The sequence below is a fragment of the Marivirga sp. genome, from assembly GCF_024636815.1.
GTDB lineage: Bacteria > Bacteroidota > Bacteroidia > Cytophagales > Cyclobacteriaceae > Marivirga.
The window spans coordinates 1-17,065 of record NZ_JAGXGF010000052.1 but is presented as its reverse complement, the minus strand read 5'-3'; the positions used below and the strand labels follow the sequence as shown (position 1 = coordinate 17,065).

Here is a 17,065-nt window from a genome sequence, read left to right as displayed (position 1 = left end):
TTCAGCATAAAACAGTGCGGTATCCAAATAAGCAATCATTTTTTCATTATCAGGATAATGAGAGGGTTCGGGTAATATTTTCCACCACTCATTTAAGCCATACAAAAAATAGGGAAGTGGGTGGTTAGGGAATCGGTAACGCAACCATTTAAAGTCTTGCTCAACCTTCTCATGTTCGGCGTTATAAATAGCGTTAACGGAAGCATTGACTTCCATTTGGATGTACATGTTATTGAGCAAGATACTACTATCTTGGTTCATTACATATTGTGCTTTAACTGAAAAAGTTAAAGAAAGTAAAGTTGTGAATAAGAGTAATTTCTTAAGCATTTATAGTATTGTAAAGAAAGTAAAATTAAAAAAGCTCGACAGAAATCGAGCTTTTAAAATATATATTATATCAAAATGTTTAATGTGCCATTTGTTTTTCTTTGAATTTTTTGATCTGTCTCCTTAAAGCCTCGGCAGCAGCATCAATACCAACCTCAAATGAATCCCTTTTTTCTTTAGCGAACAGTTGATTGCCTGGTATATTCAATTTAATCTCCACAATTTTATTAGCGTTGTTTGTGTCTTTATCCAATCTTAGAAAAACTTCACCATCGATAAATCGATCATAAAAAGTCTCCAATTTGTCAATTCTCTTCTGAATAAAGTCTAACAGTTTTGCGTCTGCGTCAAAGTGGATTGAATGCATTTGTAGCTTCATGATTTTTGTGTTTTATGGTTAAACTTACGCTTTAGGATGCGCCTGATCAAACACTTTTTTGAGCTTGTCAAGCGAATTATGGGTGTAGACCTGAGTGGCAGCCAAACTGCTGTGTCCCAGCAAGTCTTTTACTGCATTAAGGTCTGCTCCTTTATTTAATAAATGTGTTGCAAATGTATGCCTCAGCACATGAGGGCTTGTTTTACTAATCGTTGTAACTTGATTGAGATATTTTTTAGTAATGCGATTTACCATCATCGGATATGCTTCGTTTCCATTAATAGAAACGATTAATGGGATGCTCTCGTTGCCCGAAAAGAGTTTATTTTTATAAGAAATATAGGTATTCAATCGCTCTAGTATTTTGCTATGAAACGGAATGATTCTTTCTTTATTTCCTTTCCCCAAAACTCTTATGGTTTTGGATTGAAGGTTGAAGTCAGAATATTTTAAACCGATGAGTTCCGAAAGTCTAATCCCTGTTCCATAGAGCAATTCCATAATCAATGCATCTCTGCTTCCTTCAAAATCATCAGCAAATTCTATAAGGGATAATAGATTATCCATTTCTTTTTCCTGCACAAATTGCGGTAGTTCTTTACTGGTTTTTAAAGCCTTTATTTTTTGAGTGGGATTTTGATTGACGGCTTCTCTTGAAATTGAAAATTTATAAAAAGCCCTTAATGAGATGATTTTTCTATTGATGCTTTTGGGGTTCATTTTTTCTTGCATCAAAGCCACTATCCATGCTCGGATATGCCGATGTTCCGCCTTTAATAAATCTTGTAGATGATATTGATTTTCTAAAAATATATTGAATTGATTCAAATCATTCTGATAGGAAATCAGAGTGTGCTTACTGTAGCGTTTCTCAAATTCTAAATATTTCAGGAAAGTATTCAGCATATAGTAATTAAGCAATCAAGATTTAATGAAAGAATTACTAAAGTTTTAAACAAAAAAAAGTTAGTATCCTTTCTATGCAATTGTTGCAAGTGGATACTAACTTAATAAATTTATTTGAGAAAAGCTAAATAAAAATTAGCTGTCTAAATCCCTCATTTTTTGCCTATATGCGGCACGGATAACTTCTTTTCTTCTAGATACAGAAGGCTTCACGAAGTGTTGACGAGCACGTACTTCTTTCCAAGCACCAGTCTTCTCAAACTTCTTCTTAAAGCGTTTTAAAGCTTTATCAATCGATTCGTTTTCTTTTACGCTTACTACGATCATAATTTACACCTCCTCTCGTGAATAATCTCTCAAAATTTAAAGCTATTGTTAATTAATAAATTAGCCCTGTGTTTTGAGGACTGCAAAGGTAGAAGAATGATTTTGGAAAACCTAATGCATTGGAATTTCAATACCGGGGCAGTCATGCAAAATGTCTCAATTGACACAATGAAATTAAGACAGTATTGCAAAAATAAATTTTTCCATCAGCATTTTTCCACCACAAGAGAAACAAAAGAACACAAAAGTGAATAACCAAGGTTATTTGTGATATATACCAATTAATTAATAAGATTTAAAGTGAAGTTATATAAAATCAATTGTGTTCTCTTTTGTTCTTTGTGGTAAAGTGTAGTAGTTGTTTTATAAATATTTTCATCTCCCATTGTGGAGGATAAAAAAATGAGATTCTAAAGCTTAAATTAATAGCGCCACTCAGTGGCTAATAGTTTGAAAAGTAATTAGGGATTATAAGAGACCTGTCATTCTGTAAAAGTCATACATACTTACTCGAAAGGCTTCTTTATGACCAGAGTCCTCAAATAAAAGACGTTTATTGCCCTTATAATTAACATACATCTCCACCTCATCTATCATTTTATTATAGAGCTTGGTACTAAAAACCATTTCATCTCTTCGCTTTTCACCCTCTAAGGTAATCCTTCCTTTTTCTTGAGATTCCATAGCCTCCCAAAACACTTCAAAACCTTCTTTTTCCATAGATTTAGGCATTTCTATAATGGGATAGATTCTATTCACACGCCAGTTTACAACCAATGAAATATTATAATAAAAGTCCGTGACGTCTAATTTTCGATCTTCATGTCTGTAAATACGCCAGCCTCCTTGCTCCATGACTTCCAGGTCATAATTTGATTGCCTCATATTTCTAAAAAATATGTAAGCATCATCGGTATAGCTAAATCTTAACTTTTCCAGGTCTACTTTTTTAGAAGTATTGACAGAGCAAGCTGTAGCGGTTAAGAAAAAAATTAGGACGAATTTTTTCATGCTAAGTATAAATATTAAAAAAAGCTTTTTTTGTTGTCACGGGTAGTATTAATCATTAATGGAATCTTTCAATAAAAAAGACCTCTTCCGCCTGCCTCCGGCTGGTGGAAAATACTTTCTCCTCTAGAGCACTTTAGCTGCTTAATGATCCCCTTTAATCAAGCCATCATTCCGTGCCGGAGGCAGGCGATAGGATTAAGCTTCTTTATCGAATAAAATAAAAGTAGAATCATTTAAGCCAATTCCTGATATCTAAAACAACTTGTCAAATGATCATTTACCAATCCGCAAGCTTGCATGTGGGCATACATAATAGTACTTCCAACAAATTTAAAGCCTCTTTTCTTTAAATCTTTACTCAGCGCATCCGATTCAGGAGAAGTTGCGGGTGCATCTTTCATAGATTTCAGTTCATTAATAATAGGTTTATGGTTGACAAATGACCAAATGTATTCATCAAAACTTCCAAATTCCTTTTGCACTTCCTGAAACTTTTGGGCATTGATAACCGCTCCATTTACCTTTAATTTATTTCTTATAATTCGAGAGTTTTGCAGTAATTCATCAATTTTAGCTTGATCAAACTTCGCCACTTTTTGAGCATCAAAATCACCAAAAAGTTCTCTGTAGTTTTCTCTTTTCTTTAAAACCGTAGCCCAGCTTAAGCCTGCTTGAGCTCCTTCCAAAATTAAAAATTCAAAGTGTTTTTGATCATCATGAACAGGCACTCCCCATTCCTCATCATGGTATTGGACGTATTGATCAAAACCAAGGCACCAAGGGCATCTTTCCTTCTCAGTGGACATAACTTGCGGCATTAATATCAATGGTAGTTCCAGTGGCGTGATCCATCAAACCTGACATCAACATAGCAATGGTAGGGGAAATATCTTCTGGTTCAGTCAGTTTGGTGAGTGCAATATCATCTAAAGCAAAGCCTTCTCCATATTGATCAATAAATTGTTGTGCCATATCCGTTCTCACAAAGCCCGGAGCAACGGTAAATGCTTTAATATTTTGCTTCCCAAAAGCCCTGGCAATGGATTTAGTTAAAGAAACGACTGCTCCTTTTGAGGTAGCATAAGCCAGATAATCGGCAGTATCCCCTCTAAAAGCAGCGCGAGAAGAAATATTAACAATTCTACCTCCATTTTCCTGTTTTTGAAATTGTACCACACTTCTTTTACACAATAATCCTACTGCATTCACATTCACATCCATGGTCTTCAACCAATCATCAGTCCAGTCTACCGCATTTTTATGGATATCGGATGATAAAGCAATTCCTGCATTATTGACAATGCCGTCTAATCTACCATCAAAATATTCTAATGTTTCGCTAAACAAACGCGCCACTTCCATAGCGCCAGACAAATCTGCTTTTATAAGATGGATGCTAGAGCCTAATTCACTTTTAAGCTTTTGGGCGGATTCTTCATTTCTATTATAGTGGGCTACTACATAAGCACCACATTCTACTAATGTTCGTGTGATGGCAGCACCAATTCCTCTGGTTCCGCCCGTTACTAAAATATGTTGATTTGAACAGTCAATTTTCATGATTTAAAAAGAGTAGAGGTTAATTCATTTCAATTTAGTAAAAATTATATTCTATTGAAGTGCTAATCGAAATTCATTGAGCTGGATTAGCTTCAAAATAAATGACTTCTCCTTCTTCTATTTCCAAATTGATCTGTAAAGGATTACAACAAACTTCGCAATCTTCAACATAAGACTGCTTTGAAACGCTTATATCAAGCAGCATACTAATTTCCTGAAAACAATGCGGGCAGTGAAAGAAATGTTCTAGCATAATTTGTAGTTTTGAATATAACAGAATTCCATAATCAACGTTTCGAATTGTATGAAAAATTTAACTTTAACAATAGCAGCATTATTTATTTTAGTACACTTTTCAAATGCTCAAGTAGGAGATTCTTTCCCAGAAATGACAGGAACTAGTTTAACAGATGAAGAAATCAAAGTTCCTTCAGCCACACAAGATAAAATGACTTTAATAGGTATCGCTTTTAGCAAAAAAGCAGAAGATGATTTGCAAACATGGTTTCAGCCCGTATGGGAGAGATTTATTAGGGAAGCAGACCCAAATGCCCTTATTCCTGAAATGAAACCTGACGTAAATGTTGTATTCATCCCTATGTTCACGGGTTTGAAAAGAGGAGCTTCAGGTTCAGCAATCAGGAAAATGCAAAAAGATGTAGATAAAAAACTGCACTCCCATGTGATTGTTTACAGTGGTAAAATGGGTGATTATGAAGACTTATTCAAAATGACAGAAAAAGATCAACCTTACTTTTATGTGGTCAATAAAGAGGGTGAAATTATTTATGCAACTTCAGGACGATCTTCAATTAAGAAATTGAATGAAGTGGAAGAAATGGTGACAGATTATTAAATTATTCCTAAGTATTTTAGAAAGTCGAGTATCATATTATATAAACCAAAAGCTGCAATTGATAATACGACAATAGCAACAAAGCCTTTTCTAGAGAAGCGTTTTTCAGTTTGAGGTTTTTCATCTTCCATAACTATGATATTACTTTTACTGCTCTTTTCCCCTAGCCCAATGTCCTTAAGTTAGGAAATACTGCTCTGGTTTAAATCTTTTTCCAGAGTGTTCTGCGGTTTGACGGTTGTAACCGTCTAATCTCTAATCTACATTAATGGCAGATCCATTTATCGGTCGGTTTCAACCGTCCCGAAATTACTTTAAAATTACATTTAATGCTCCTTTAATGATCTCGGCTTTCACTTCTTTGCTTTTCCCTTGTAATTCACCATCCACTTGTAAAAGTTCTGCCTCCTGACAGTTAATTTTTGCCTCTTTGACTTTATAAATTTCGACATAAGGAGAGTTTTTGATATCTCCTAGAAAGGACTCTAAAGTTAAAGATAATAAGTCTTTCATAGGAATTGGTTTGAAAATAACCAGTTCAAAAGAACCATCATCCATTCTACTTCCTGGGTTTATTACTGCTCCCGTTCCGTATCTGGAAGCATTAGCCAAAACAATCATTTCAGCTTTAACAGTCTTTTTGGTTGCATTAAATTCAATTTTGAATTCTGTAGTTTTTTTCTCCATTAAAGAACCAAAAAATGATTTTGCATAAGATAACATTCCTCTTTCACCACTTTCCTCAAAATCTTTTATCATTTGTGCATTAAAGCCTAAGTCGCTCAAATGAAGGCAAATAAATTCATTATTGATACTAATAACATCCATTGAAATAGTTTTTCCACGCAAAACAATTGCTAAGCTTTCATCTATCTCTTCTTCAATTTCTAGTTCATGAGCCAATCCATTTGCTGAACCCAGAGGAATTATTCCCATTTGAGTTGGAGTATTTACAAGAATCTGGGCGACTAAATTGACGGTGCCATCCCCACCGCAAGCTATTATGGTATCTGCTTGATAGTCCGACTGCTTTTCTTTGATTTTTTCCTTATCATTTTCACCAGATGTATAGAAAAGCGCATATTCCTTCTTATTTTTATCACAAACAATGGATATTTGCTTTTCCAAAGTGGATTTGTCTGAATTCCCTGATTTTGGGTTGATGATAAAAAGTAGCTTTTTGGGTTCCATTAAAACTAAAAATTAGAAATTATTCTACGTTCTTTAAATATACGATTTGCACTTTATTTAAAACGATTATTAGGTATTATTTCCCCGCCTAAAATTGTTCCTTTCATGGGCTATGGAAATCAAAATCTGATTTACCTAAAAGGAGGAGTTTTGGAAAACCGTCCAGAGTTTGATTCAAAAGCTACTGATAAAAGAAGGAAAAATTTTAGAATTATGCTTTCTCGCTATCTAAGCTCCCCTATTCCAGAAATGAAAGTACAAATCATTTTAGGTGATGAAAACTTCACCACACAGACTGATGAATACGGTTATTTCAGCGCATGGGTTGAACCAAAGCAAAATTTAGAGCCTGGTTGGCACCCTGTAGTTTATACTATTAATGAAGAAAATCAAGAAATCTTTAGGGAAGAAGGCGAGTTTTTGATTATAGGTGAAAAGGTAGAATTCGGAACCATTTCTGATATTGATGATACTATTTTAGTTTCCCATGCTACTCAACTCATCAAGAAATTTCGTCTCATCATGACTAAAAATGCGAAAACAAGACTGCCTTTTGAGGGAGTGGCAGAATTCTATAAAGAATTAAAGGCTCAAGAAAACCCATTTTTCTATGTCAGTAGCAGCGAATGGAATTTATATGATTTTCTACAGGATTTTTTCAAAGTCAGAAACATTCCTAAAGGACCATTTCTTTTGCAAGAGTATAAATCTGGCTTAAAAGATTTACTTTTTACTGGTGGGGGAAGCCATCAACATAAGCAGGATAAAATAAAAAGATTGATGACGCTCTTTCCTAAGCTGAAATTTATATTAATTGGAGACAGCGGACAAAGGGATACTGAAATTTATAGACAAGCATTGCACGAATTCCCTGATAGAATATTAGCCGTTTATATCCGAAAAATTGGAAAGAAAGACGATTTCGATCAAAAAACTACCCAGGAATTTGAGGAAAAGGGAGTGCCATTACTATTATTAGAAAATACTGAAGAGGCCGCTATTCATGCAAAGAAAATGGGCTTCATAAGTTAAATCCATTTCTTAATTCTTTTCTCAATCTTTATCTTTTCTAAAATAAAATTTCAGAGAATAGTACAGACTATTAGTTTGCGTTCGATAAGGATAGGTAAATTCATCATTTAGCTTCACATTGCGCAAAGGGGAATTTAAACCCAATAAGTATTTCACCTCCAAGCCCAATCGCCAAAATTTCACTTCTGCGCCAACTGCCAAATGATGTACGAAAGGCACCATAGGGTTTTCCTCCACAAATTTCTTGGCCACTTCAAAACGCCTGATGTTATTATTTAACCATCTTGGAGAAAAATCCGAGGCATACAAGGTTTCATCTTTATGATGGAAATAATGGATTTCGTAACCCGCAAAAAGCCTGGTGTTTAAATCTCTCTTAATATGAATGGAGGGTAAAATACCTAATGTGAAATTTTGGTAAGTTGTAGTAAAAGCACCTCCTTGTGGTATTAGAAAACCAGAAGGTGGATTATAATCCTGAGGAGAAATAAACAAATAGCGTTCAAAAGTGGAGAAATCATATGTGATACTAAAATAGGGCAGTATTTTTAGAGGCTGTTCTACAAATATTCCCATGAATGGAAATTTTGGCTCATAGATGTCCCAGTATGGTATATGAACTTTAACATCTATATCATCATATCTGCCTGATATATTTCCATTCATTTGGTAGTTATACATTCCAATTTTTAAACCATAATTCCATTGATCTTGAGCATTTAATGAGGTTATTGTAAGAAAACTAACTATTAGAGTTATGGAAAGCTGAAGTGTTATATTCATTATTAACTAAATTTAAAGTTAAAATTAGAGAGATTTTAAATTATATTAAAAGCTTAAGGTTTCTTTCTCCCTAATTTGAATCACCAAAACCCCTGGGCTTAGGTTACTTTAGGCTAATTCTAAACCTACTAAATAGATTAATTTCAAACGAAAAAGGCAATCAAATCCCCCTAATCGCCTTTCTCCTGTTTTCCTGGGTAAAACTATAACATTGCGTTTTATTGGTTTTGAAGTATTTTTTTAATGTTTTATCGTCTCCCAGAGAGCACAAATAAGCTTTAAGTTGTCAATTTTGAATTTTAATGCTCGTTTATGCTTCATACTTTTTCCATTGATGAAAAAGTATGTCAGCCAGAGGCTGACCAGCTATTGGCTGGCAAAAAATCTAGGTAAAATGATGCTGCTTCACACATTTGCCAACGCTGGCCCGCCATTTTACCCGCCAGCCCACTTTTTCGCTTATGGCGAAATTGGAGGAGTTAGCCATTAATAAATTCATTAAATGAATTCGGTATTATTGTACCCTTATTTAAACCCTCCTGTACCTTCATTCTAAATACTTTTATTTTACTAAAATATTTATACTTTGAATAACTATGGTGTCCCAGAAAGGAAAAAGGCAATCATTATAACATGATTGCCTTTTTTGTTCCTAGACCTCAAATCATTTACAGCTACTCCTCATATCCCCAATCCACACCTGTTTTAAGGTCTTTAATGATTAGTTTATTAGATTTTAGAATTGCTCTTATTTCATCAACCTGGTCATAATTCTTTTCTGCTTTCGCTTTTTTATAAAATTCCAACAAAGCATCAATAATAGGATCAACTTCGGTTGGAGTCTCTTCTTTCAAGCCTAAAACCTCTTCCATAAAAGTTTGGTAGGTATTAGATAGCTTTTCAAAAGTATCCTGTCCAATTTCTCCAAATTTTAATTGGCCAGTATGCAGTGAATTTATTTTCTTCAATAATTCAAAAAGCTGAGCAATGGTTTTAGCTGTGTTAAAATCATCGTTCATAGATTTGTAACATCCTTCACTAGCTTGCTCAATCTGACTTATGGCCTTCTCATTTTTCTTGCCTTCATCATTTATAAAGCTCAGACTTTTAATGATTTTCAAGCCATTTGCCAATCTTCGGTATCCTTTTTGGGCTGCTTTCAAAGCATCATTGCTAAAATCCAGAGTACTTGAGTAATGCGTTTGCATCATGAAAAATCGGACGGTCATAGGAGAATATCCTTGCTCCAACATATCATGGTTTCCTGTTACTAACTGAGTAGGCAAGAAAGAATTACCTAATGATTTACTCATCTTTTGCCCATTTACCGTCAACATATTGGTATGAATCCAGTAATTAACGGGCGATTTTCCATTTGCACCCACTGCCTGAGCAATTTCACATTCGTGATGTGGAAATTTCAAATCCATTCCACCACCATGAATATCAAATGTTTCTCCTAAATATTTTGTGCTCATCACGGTGCACTCCAGATGCCAACCCGGAAAGCCATCACTCCAGGGAGAAGGCCAGCGCATAATATGTTCATCCGAAGCCTTTTTCCATAAAGCAAAATCAAGTGGGTTCTTCTTATCATCTTGCCCATCCAAGGTTCGGGTATTACTTTGAAGGTCTTCTATTTTTCTTCCGCTTAATTTTCCGTATTCGTGGGCTTCATTATATTTGGATACATCAAAATAGATAGATCCATTTTTTTCATAAGCCCATCCTTTATCCAATAATTTTTTATTAATTTCAATTTGTTCTACTATATGGCCAGTAGCTGTCGGTTCAATATCAGGTTCGAGAATATTAAATAAATCCATCACCCTGTGGAATCCATTAGCGTATCGTTGGACAATTTCCATAGGCTCTACATTTTCGAGCTTGGCTTTTTTTCCGATTTTATCTTCTCCGTCATCCGCATCATCTACCAAATGTCCTACATCCGTGATATTTCTAACATATCGGACTTTATATCCCAAATGGCGCAAATAGCGGTTTATGACATCAAAACTCATGAACGTTCTAACATTTCCCATATGGGCATCACTATATACAGTTGGTCCGCAAACGTACATCCCTACAAAGGGAGGATTGATAGGTTTGAAGATTTCCTTCTGTCGTGTCAGCGAGTTTTGTATCTTTAATTCTTTGTCCATAAGGCAAAATTATAAATAAGATTCTCTTTTTTGGCACAAATTCCTGATTGAATTTATACTTCTATACTAATAATATGTAAATCTGTTAGCCCACACTATTTGTTTTGCTCAATTATTTACTCTAAATTTGCAACAAAGTTAGTAAAACAACATCATGAGGGGGCTTTTAAGTCCCCTCTTTTTTATCGTAGAATGACAGGTTTAGACGAAAAAATAAAGTCTTATTTAGAAGAGATTATCACAGACCCACAATATTTTATTGTGGAAATTGTGATTAGTGGAAACGATAAATTGAAAATCGTTGTACTACTTGATGGAGATGAAGGTGTTTCAATTGATTATTGCGCAAGCGTAAGTCGTCAATTAGCGCACCGAATGGAAGAAGATGAAGTGTTGGAAAAGGCTTATGTGTTGGAAGTTTCTTCTCCTGGTTTAGATCATCCATTAACTAACCTTAGGCAGTATTTAAAAAATATTGGCAGGAAAGTAAAAGTGGATACTACAGATGGAAAAGTAATCAGAGGTGAACTTTTGGAAGCAAATAAAGACTTTATTCTTGTAAATCAGGAAATAAAGGAAAAAGAAAAAAAGAAAATAAAGTTGGAAGAAACGAAAGTTTCATTCGAGAATATAGACAAAACAAAAGTCTTGGTTTCATTTAAGTAACATGGACACATCAAATTTAATAGAATCGTTTGCCGATTTTGCAAGGCAGAAAAATATCGACCGTCCCACCATGATTCGTATCCTGGAGGATGTATTTAAAACTATGATTCGTAAAAAATACGAAACGGACGATAATTTTGACATTATTATAAACGCTGACAAGGGTGACCTTGAAATCTGGCGTTTCCGCGAAATTGTGGATGACAACTCAGAAGATATCTGGGATCATGATAAAATCAGTTTGACTGAGGCCAGAAAAATTGAGCCCGATTTCGAAATTGGTGAAGAGGTAGCTGAAGAGGTTGAATTAGAGCACTTTGGAAGAAGAGCTGTAACTACGGCTCGTCAGACGCTTATTCAAAAGGTAAAAGACCTTGAGAAAGATATTTTATTTAATAAATACAGCGAACTTGTTGGAGAAATCATAACAGGTGAGGTGTACCAGATTCTCAGCCGTGAAACTTTATTGACGGATGCAGATGGAAATGAATTAGTATTATTAAAATCTGAGCAAATCTCAAAAGATAGATTCAGAAAAGGAGATTCCGTTCGTGCAGTTGTTCACAGAGTGGAAATGCAAAATGGAAATCCTAAAATTGTACTTTCAAGAACATCTCCTGTTTTCTTGGAGCGTTTGTTTGAGCAAGAAGTTCCTGAAATTTATGATGAAATTATCAATATCAAGAAAATTGTAAGAGAGCCCGGAGAAAGAGCAAAAGTATCCGTTGAATCTTATGATGATAGAATTGATCCGGTAGGAGCTTGTGTTGGTATGAAAGGTTCACGGATTCACAGTATTGTTAGAGAATTACAGAATGAGAATATTGATGTAATTAACTTTACTGAAAATATGGAACTTTATATTCAGCGTGCATTAAGCCCTGCAAAATTAAGTTCTATGAAAATAGATACAGAGAATAAACGAGTTTCAGTATATTTGAAGCCTGATCAGGTCTCTTTAGCTATTGGTAAAGGAGGTCAAAACATCAAATTGGCAAGTAAATTAGTCGGAATGGAAATAGATGTATTCCGTGAATTGACTGATGCTGAAGAAGAAGACGTATTGATCGATGAATTCAATGACGTATTGGAAGATTGGGTTATTGTGGAATTGAAAAAAGTTGGGCTTGACACCGCCAAAAGAGTGTTGGAATTAGGTAAAGAAGAGTTGGTTAGAATGACCGACTTAGAAGAAGAAACAATAGACGAGATATTTAAAATATTTAGTCAAGAATTTGAGTAAGACTTTTTATTACTCAGGTTCAATAATTTTTTAGCAGAATACAAAGCATTTATGTCAGAAGAAAAAATGATGCGACTCAACCTTGCGGCAAGGAAACTGAATGTAGGATTATCTACAATCACAGATTTCTTGGGCAAAAAAGGATATGAGGTGGATAGTAAGCCAAACTCAAAAATCACAGAAGAGCAATTTGGAATGCTCGCAAAAGAGTTTGCCTCCTCTGCACAAGAGAAAGAGGAAGCATCTAGTTTGTCCATTGGTAAAAAACATAATAGCAATGTAATCATCGATTCAGATGCCGATCGCAATGATGATAATGATGATGAGGAAAAAGTTCTTATCAAAAATGCGGGCGAAGCTAAAGAAAAAAGTTCTCAGCCAGAACAAAAGCCTGCTGAGCAGCCAGCTGCTAAAAAAGAAGAAGAGTCTAAAGATGATGTCTACAAATCCGAAAGCCCAAGACTATCAGGTCCAAAGGTTTTAGGTAAAATAGATCTAGACGACAAGAAAAAAGGAACTCAGCAGGAAACTCCAAAGCCTGCCGAGGAACCTAAAAAGGAAGATACTCCTCCTGTCGCTGAAAAGAAAGAAGCTGAAGAAGCTCCAAAAGGAAAAGTAGAGGAGAAAAAGGAAGAACCTAAAAAGGAGGAAACTTCTAAAGAGGAGCCTAAGAAAGAAGAAAAAAAGGTAGCAGCCACTAAACAAGAGGATTCACCTAAGGCAGCGAAGCCAAAAGAAGAAACTAAGAAGGAGGAACCTAAGAAAGAAGAACAGCCAAAAACTGAAACGCCTAAAGAAAAGGCTCCAAAAGAAGAAAAGAAGACTGAAGATAAGCCAACTGAAAAGCTTCCACTAACACAGGAAAAACCAAGAGATTCTACAATATCTGCCAAAGCAGATTCTTTGAAAGGTTTGACCGTTTTAGGTAAAATCGAGTTACCTAAAGAAAAAGAAAGAAAAGGTAAAAAAGGTGTTAAACCTGTTGCTTCTTCTGATGATAAAAAAGAAGCAAGAAGAGGAAAGCGTCCTAGAAAAAGAATTCCTGGAAATGCTGGTAACAAACCACAAGATACTAGAAGTGGTGGTGGACCAGGTCAAAATAGAGGTCCGGGTCAGCAAGGTCAAAATAGAGGAGGCGGTAGTAGCGATAGAAATAGAGGAAGAAAAGGACGAGTAGAAAAAGCTGAACCTACTGAGAAGGAAATCCAAGAACAAATCAAGCAGACGATGGCTCGCTTAAGTGGTAAATCACCGGGAGCAAGTGGTAATCGTTCTAAATATAGAAAAGAAAAACGTCAAACTCAGGCAGATAAAAGGGAGGACGACTTGCAACAGCAAGAACAAGAATCCAAATTAATCAAAACAACTGAGTTTATTTCGGCAAACGACTTAGCATCTCTAATGGATGTAAGCGTTAATGATGTCATCGCTAAATGTATGAATCTGGGAATTTTTGCATCTATCAATCAACGATTGGATGCAGAAACTATCACCATCATTGCAGATGAATTTGGTTATGATGTGAAATTTACTGAGGCAGACGATGAAACAGAGGTAATTGAAGAGCAAGATAGTCCGGAAGACTTGAAGGATAGAGCTCCGATTGTTACCATCATGGGTCACGTTGATCACGGTAAAACTTCATTGCTTGATTTTATTCGCGAATCAAAGGTAACAGCAGGTGAAGCTGGTGGTATTACACAGCACATCGGTGCTTATGATGTAATGACCGAATCAGGCAAAAAAGTGGCTTTCTTAGATACTCCAGGTCACGAAGCTTTTACAGCCATGCGTGCAAGGGGTGCTAAAATCACCGATGTTGCCATTATTGTAGTTGCAGCGGATGATGCCGTTATGCCTCAAACAAAAGAAGCGATTAATCACGCTCAAGTAGCAGGTGTTCCAATGGTAATTGCCATTAACAAAGTGGATAAGCCAAATGCTAACGTTGAAAAAATTAAAGAACAATTAGCCAATATCAACATTTTGGTTGAGGATTGGGGAGGTAAATATCAGTGCCAGGAAGTATCTGCTAAAACAGGTCAGGGTATTGAAGACCTTTTAGAAAAAGTATTATTAGAGGCTGAAGTATTAGAACTTAAAGCGAATGCTAAAAAATCAGCAGTTGGAACTGTTGTGGAAGCAGAGCTAGATAAAGGTAGAGGTTATGTAACCACTATTATGGTTCAGGCAGGTACATTGAAAGTTGGAGATGTAGTATTAGCAGGAGCCCATTATGGTAAAGTAAAAGCGATGTTCGACCATAAAGGTCAGAAAGTAGCAGAAGCCGGCCCTTCTACTCCTGTATTAATGCTAGGTTTAGATGGAGCACCACAAGCAGGTGACCGTTTCAATGTAATGGAAACTGACCGTGAGGCAAGGGATATAGCGAATAAGCGTGAACAAATTCAGCGTGAGCAGACTATGCGAACTAAAAAGCATATTACGCTTGATGAAATTGGACGTAGATTGGCAATTGGTTCGTTTAAAGAGCTGAATGTAATCATCAAAGGTGATGTGGATGGTTCAATTGAAGCATTATCTGATTCATTATTGAAGTTATCAACTGAAGAGATTCAGATTAACATTATTCATAAAGCAGTTGGACCAATTTCAGAGTCTGATGTATTGTTAGCCTCAGCATCTGATGCCATTATATTAGGTTTCCAGGTTAGACCATCGCAAAATGCCAGAAGATTAGCTGATAATGAAGAAATAGAAATCAGATTATACTCTATCATCTATGATGCCATCAATGAGTTGAAAGATGCCATGGAAGGTATGTTAGCACCAACTAAAGAGGAATTCATTACAGGTAATATTGAGGTTAGAGAAATATTTAAAATCTCTAAAATTGGTACTGTAGCCGGTTGTATGGTGACTGATGGATATGTGAAACGTAACAATAAAATCAGGTTGATTAGGGAAGGTATTGTGAAGTATGAAGGTGAAATTGATCAATTAAAACGTTTCAAAGATGATGTACAGGAAGTGAAGAAAGGCTATGAATGTGGTATAAGCATTAAAGGCTATAATGACATTATCGAAGGTGATGTGATTGAAGGTTTTGAAGAAAGAGAAGTAAAAAGAACCTTGAAATAAACTTCAAGTTAAATTATAAATTGAAAGCCGATTAGATTAAAATTTAATCGGCTTTTTTTTGCATTAAACCCTAATGCATTGGGCTAAAATTAATTGCTAATCCTCTTGAGAATCAGCATAAAAACTAAATTATTCAAAGTTTTTATTTTCTGGCTTTTTAAAAACACTTACATTAGTTCGAAATTTCTAAACCAAAAAACCAATTATGAAAAATTATTACTACTTACTATCCTGTGCAATTCTTGCCTTCGGGCTGTTTTCTTGTTCAGGCAATGAAAACAAAGAATCTGAAGAGAAAGAAAGTACTAAACAAGAAGCACCGAAAATGGTCGATGCTGTTTCTATTTGGGATGGCATCTCTGTACGAGAAGAACCATCATCAGATGGAAAATGGATATCATCTATAAGTTTGGGCGAGAAAGTATTGATTACTGGAAAAACTGCGGTTGATTCCACAGAAAAGAATAGGGAATATGTTGAGATCAAATTAGGTGATGATCAGCAAGGATGGGTCGTGAAAGATTTTGTAGTAGAAGGAACAGCCGTAACCGCAGTAAGAGAAGCTCAAATTTTTAAACGTCCTGATTTATTAACCAAGACGGATAAAAGCTTTAGTTCGATGGACGTTTTAGCCTTAATGGATACTAAAGATGAATGGGTTGAAGTAAAAGGTAAAAAACAAGGAGACAAATGGTTCTCTTCCGGCTGGGTTAAACGTACTGACTTATCTGATAATGAAGTTGACATTGCTGTAGCCGTTTATGCACAAAAAGCATTAGAGATAGAAGACGAAGAAGAACGCAGTGAAGCTATTCAAGAAATCTTAGAGAACGAGTCATTTACATCCTCGCAGTTTATTGTGGATTTAAAAGATGAATTGGATGAGTTGAATAGTGAAGAAGATGAAGTGCTAGAAGGGCCTGTTGAAGAAATGGACAGTACTGAAACTGAGACCAAAAAAGAAGTTGCTCAAACTGATGAAGCAGTCAGTGAATAATATATAACCATATAAAATCATAAAAATAGCTGCTAATTAGTGGCTATTTTTGTTTTAATTGAGTTGTAATTACTTAAACAAACAAATTATGGCTGAATTTAACTCATTAAGTATTCAAAACCCGAAGGATGTACCCACCGAATTCATAAAAACATGGAACCTTAAAGACGCTAAAATGCTTGCTTCCATTTTTGATGATGATGCAGAATTTATCAATGTTACTGGCTTATGGTGGCATGATAGAAGTTCCATTTTTGAGGCACATGATTACGGGTTAAAAGTAATTTTCAAAGATTCGGAACTGTCTTTAAGAAAAATAAAAATCAAATATTTATCAGATACCATCGCAGTGGTGAATGCTCGGGTTCATTTGAAAGGTCAAACTTCAATAAATGGCAAAAAAGCTCATCCTAGAAATACTATTTTTACTTTTGTAGTACATCAAAATGAGGATGGAAATTGGAGCTGCGCTTCTGCCCATAATACAGACATAGCGCCCGGAAAAGAAACCCATTTCATA

At 35.3% G+C, this 17,065-nt stretch carries 18 protein-coding genes and 1 pseudogene; 7 read left to right on the top strand and 12 right to left on the bottom strand.

Annotated features, from left to right (window positions below):
• From Q0L29_RS04060 to Q0L29_RS04025, 8 genes and pseudogenes are all read right to left on the bottom strand, one after another.
• Nucleotides 1–330, bottom strand: a pseudogene (locus tag Q0L29_RS04060) (tol-pal system protein YbgF); the annotation flags it as partial.
• Nucleotides 331–409: 79 nt separating this feature from the next.
• Nucleotides 410–709, bottom strand: a complete 300-nt coding sequence (gene raiA, locus Q0L29_RS04055) for a ribosome-associated translation inhibitor RaiA (protein WP_296619311.1) — start codon at nt 707–709, stop codon at nt 410–412.
• A 24-nt stretch (nt 710–733) separates the two neighbouring features.
• The gene (locus Q0L29_RS04050; RefSeq protein WP_296619309.1) at nt 734–1,615 is read right to left on the bottom strand and encodes a tyrosine-type recombinase/integrase; all 882 of its coding nucleotides are present in this window, start codon (nt 1,613–1,615) and stop codon (nt 734–736) included.
• Nucleotides 1,616–1,750: 135 nt separating this feature from the next.
• Nucleotides 1,751–1,942: a 30S ribosomal protein S21 gene (gene rpsU, locus Q0L29_RS04045; protein WP_296619308.1), complete on the bottom strand. Its 192-nt coding sequence runs from the start codon at nt 1,940–1,942 to the stop codon at nt 1,751–1,753.
• Between the two features lie 468 nt (nt 1,943–2,410).
• Nucleotides 2,411–2,953: a hypothetical protein gene (locus Q0L29_RS04040; protein WP_296619306.1), complete on the bottom strand. Its 543-nt coding sequence runs from the start codon at nt 2,951–2,953 to the stop codon at nt 2,411–2,413.
• A gap of 233 nt (nt 2,954–3,186) precedes the next feature.
• The gene (locus Q0L29_RS04035; protein WP_296619305.1) at nt 3,187–3,759 is read right to left on the bottom strand and encodes a DNA-3-methyladenine glycosylase I; all 573 of its coding nucleotides are present in this window, start codon (nt 3,757–3,759) and stop codon (nt 3,187–3,189) included.
• Nucleotides 3,749–4,513 (bottom strand): SDR family NAD(P)-dependent oxidoreductase, encoded by a 765-nt coding sequence (locus Q0L29_RS04030; protein WP_296619304.1) that lies wholly within the window; start codon nt 4,511–4,513, stop codon nt 3,749–3,751. The genes Q0L29_RS04035 and Q0L29_RS04030 overlap by 11 nt, the downstream gene beginning before the upstream one ends.
• A 73-nt stretch (nt 4,514–4,586) precedes the next feature.
• Nucleotides 4,587–4,766, bottom strand: a complete 180-nt coding sequence (locus Q0L29_RS04025; protein ID WP_296619303.1) for a CPXCG motif-containing cysteine-rich protein — start codon at nt 4,764–4,766, stop codon at nt 4,587–4,589.
• Between the two features lie 51 nt (nt 4,767–4,817).
• Between Q0L29_RS04025 and Q0L29_RS04020 the strand changes: the two genes are divergently transcribed.
• Nucleotides 4,818–5,369: a hypothetical protein gene (locus Q0L29_RS04020; RefSeq protein ID WP_296619301.1), complete on the top strand. Its 552-nt coding sequence runs from the start codon at nt 4,818–4,820 to the stop codon at nt 5,367–5,369.
• Here Q0L29_RS04020 and Q0L29_RS04015 read toward each other — a convergent pair.
• Together Q0L29_RS04015 and Q0L29_RS04010 are read right to left on the bottom strand one after the other, a co-directional pair.
• Nucleotides 5,366–5,500 (bottom strand): hypothetical protein, encoded by a 135-nt coding sequence (locus Q0L29_RS04015; protein ID WP_296619299.1) that lies wholly within the window; start codon nt 5,498–5,500, stop codon nt 5,366–5,368. The two genes, Q0L29_RS04020 and Q0L29_RS04015, sit on opposite strands and share 4 nt — an antisense overlap.
• 178 nt (nt 5,501–5,678) lie before the next feature.
• Nucleotides 5,679–6,560, bottom strand: a complete 882-nt coding sequence (locus Q0L29_RS04010; RefSeq protein ID WP_296619298.1) for a diacylglycerol kinase family protein — start codon at nt 6,558–6,560, stop codon at nt 5,679–5,681.
• 105 nt (nt 6,561–6,665) lie between these two features.
• Here Q0L29_RS04010 and Q0L29_RS04005 point away from each other — a divergent pair, with 105 nt between their 5' ends.
• Nucleotides 6,666–7,592, top strand: coding sequence for an App1 family protein (locus Q0L29_RS04005; protein WP_296619297.1), 927 nt, complete (start codon nt 6,666–6,668; stop codon nt 7,590–7,592).
• A gap of 21 nt (nt 7,593–7,613) precedes the next feature.
• On the opposite strand, the gene Q0L29_RS04000 is transcribed toward Q0L29_RS04005, so the two are convergent.
• Nucleotides 7,614–8,375, bottom strand: a complete 762-nt coding sequence (locus tag Q0L29_RS04000; protein WP_296619295.1) for a hypothetical protein — start codon at nt 8,373–8,375, stop codon at nt 7,614–7,616.
• 674 nt (nt 8,376–9,049) lie between these two features.
• On the bottom strand, nt 9,050–10,537 hold the full coding sequence (gene cysS / locus Q0L29_RS03995; protein ID WP_296619293.1) for a cysteine--tRNA ligase: 1,488 nt from the start codon (nt 10,535–10,537) through the stop codon (nt 9,050–9,052).
• 192 nt (nt 10,538–10,729) lie between these two features.
• On the opposite strand from cysS, the gene rimP reads away from it, so the two are divergent.
• From rimP to Q0L29_RS03970, 5 genes are all read left to right on the top strand, one after another.
• Nucleotides 10,730–11,203, top strand: coding sequence for a ribosome maturation factor RimP (gene rimP / locus Q0L29_RS03990; protein ID WP_296619290.1), 474 nt, complete (start codon nt 10,730–10,732; stop codon nt 11,201–11,203).
• A gap of 1 nt (nt 11,204) precedes the next feature.
• A complete protein-coding gene (gene nusA, locus Q0L29_RS03985) occupies nt 11,205–12,446 on the top strand; it encodes a transcription termination factor NusA (RefSeq protein ID WP_296619289.1) in 1,242 nt (413 codons plus the stop codon).
• 51 nt (nt 12,447–12,497) lie between these two features.
• Nucleotides 12,498–15,548, top strand: a complete 3,051-nt coding sequence (gene infB / locus Q0L29_RS03980) for a translation initiation factor IF-2 (RefSeq protein WP_296619287.1) — start codon at nt 12,498–12,500, stop codon at nt 15,546–15,548.
• A 205-nt stretch (nt 15,549–15,753) separates the two neighbouring features.
• Nucleotides 15,754–16,545, top strand: a complete 792-nt coding sequence (locus tag Q0L29_RS03975) for an SH3 domain-containing protein (RefSeq protein WP_296619286.1) — start codon at nt 15,754–15,756, stop codon at nt 16,543–16,545.
• A gap of 88 nt (nt 16,546–16,633) precedes the next feature.
• Nucleotides 16,634–17,065 (top strand): SgcJ/EcaC family oxidoreductase (locus Q0L29_RS03970; protein WP_296619284.1); only part of this gene is annotated, 432 nt, incomplete at its 3' end.

Coding starts and splice junctions, on each gene's coding strand:
- raiA (WP_296619311.1), bottom strand. CDS start 709: ATGAAGCTACAAATGCATTCAATCCACTTTGACGCAGACGCAAAACTG.
- Q0L29_RS04050 (WP_296619309.1), bottom strand. CDS start 1,615: ATGCTGAATACTTTCCTGAAATATTTAGAATTTGAGAAACGCTACAGT.
- rpsU (WP_296619308.1), bottom strand. CDS start 1,942: ATGATCGTAGTAAGCGTAAAAGAAAACGAATCGATTGATAAAGCTTTA.
- Q0L29_RS04040 (WP_296619306.1), bottom strand. CDS start 2,953: ATGAAAAAATTCGTCCTAATTTTTTTCTTAACCGCTACAGCTTGCTCT.
- Q0L29_RS04035 (WP_296619305.1), bottom strand. CDS start 3,759: ATGTCCACTGAGAAGGAAAGATGCCCTTGGTGCCTTGGTTTTGATCAA.
- Q0L29_RS04030 (WP_296619304.1), bottom strand. CDS start 4,513: ATGAAAATTGACTGTTCAAATCAACATATTTTAGTAACGGGCGGAACC.
- Q0L29_RS04025 (WP_296619303.1), bottom strand. CDS start 4,766: ATGCTAGAACATTTCTTTCACTGCCCGCATTGTTTTCAGGAAATTAGT.
- Q0L29_RS04020 (WP_296619301.1), top strand. CDS start 4,818: ATGAAAAATTTAACTTTAACAATAGCAGCATTATTTATTTTAGTACAC.
- Q0L29_RS04015 (WP_296619299.1), bottom strand. CDS start 5,500: ATGGAAGATGAAAAACCTCAAACTGAAAAACGCTTCTCTAGAAAAGGC.
- Q0L29_RS04010 (WP_296619298.1), bottom strand. CDS start 6,560: ATGGAACCCAAAAAGCTACTTTTTATCATCAACCCAAAATCAGGGAAT.
- Q0L29_RS04005 (WP_296619297.1), top strand. CDS start 6,666: ATGGGCTATGGAAATCAAAATCTGATTTACCTAAAAGGAGGAGTTTTG.
- Q0L29_RS04000 (WP_296619295.1), bottom strand. CDS start 8,375: ATGAATATAACACTTCAGCTTTCCATAACTCTAATAGTTAGTTTTCTT.
- cysS (WP_296619293.1), bottom strand. CDS start 10,537: ATGGACAAAGAATTAAAGATACAAAACTCGCTGACACGACAGAAGGAA.
- rimP (WP_296619290.1), top strand. CDS start 10,730: ATGACAGGTTTAGACGAAAAAATAAAGTCTTATTTAGAAGAGATTATC.
- nusA (WP_296619289.1), top strand. CDS start 11,205: ATGGACACATCAAATTTAATAGAATCGTTTGCCGATTTTGCAAGGCAG.
- infB (WP_296619287.1), top strand. CDS start 12,498: ATGTCAGAAGAAAAAATGATGCGACTCAACCTTGCGGCAAGGAAACTG.
- Q0L29_RS03975 (WP_296619286.1), top strand. CDS start 15,754: ATGAAAAATTATTACTACTTACTATCCTGTGCAATTCTTGCCTTCGGG.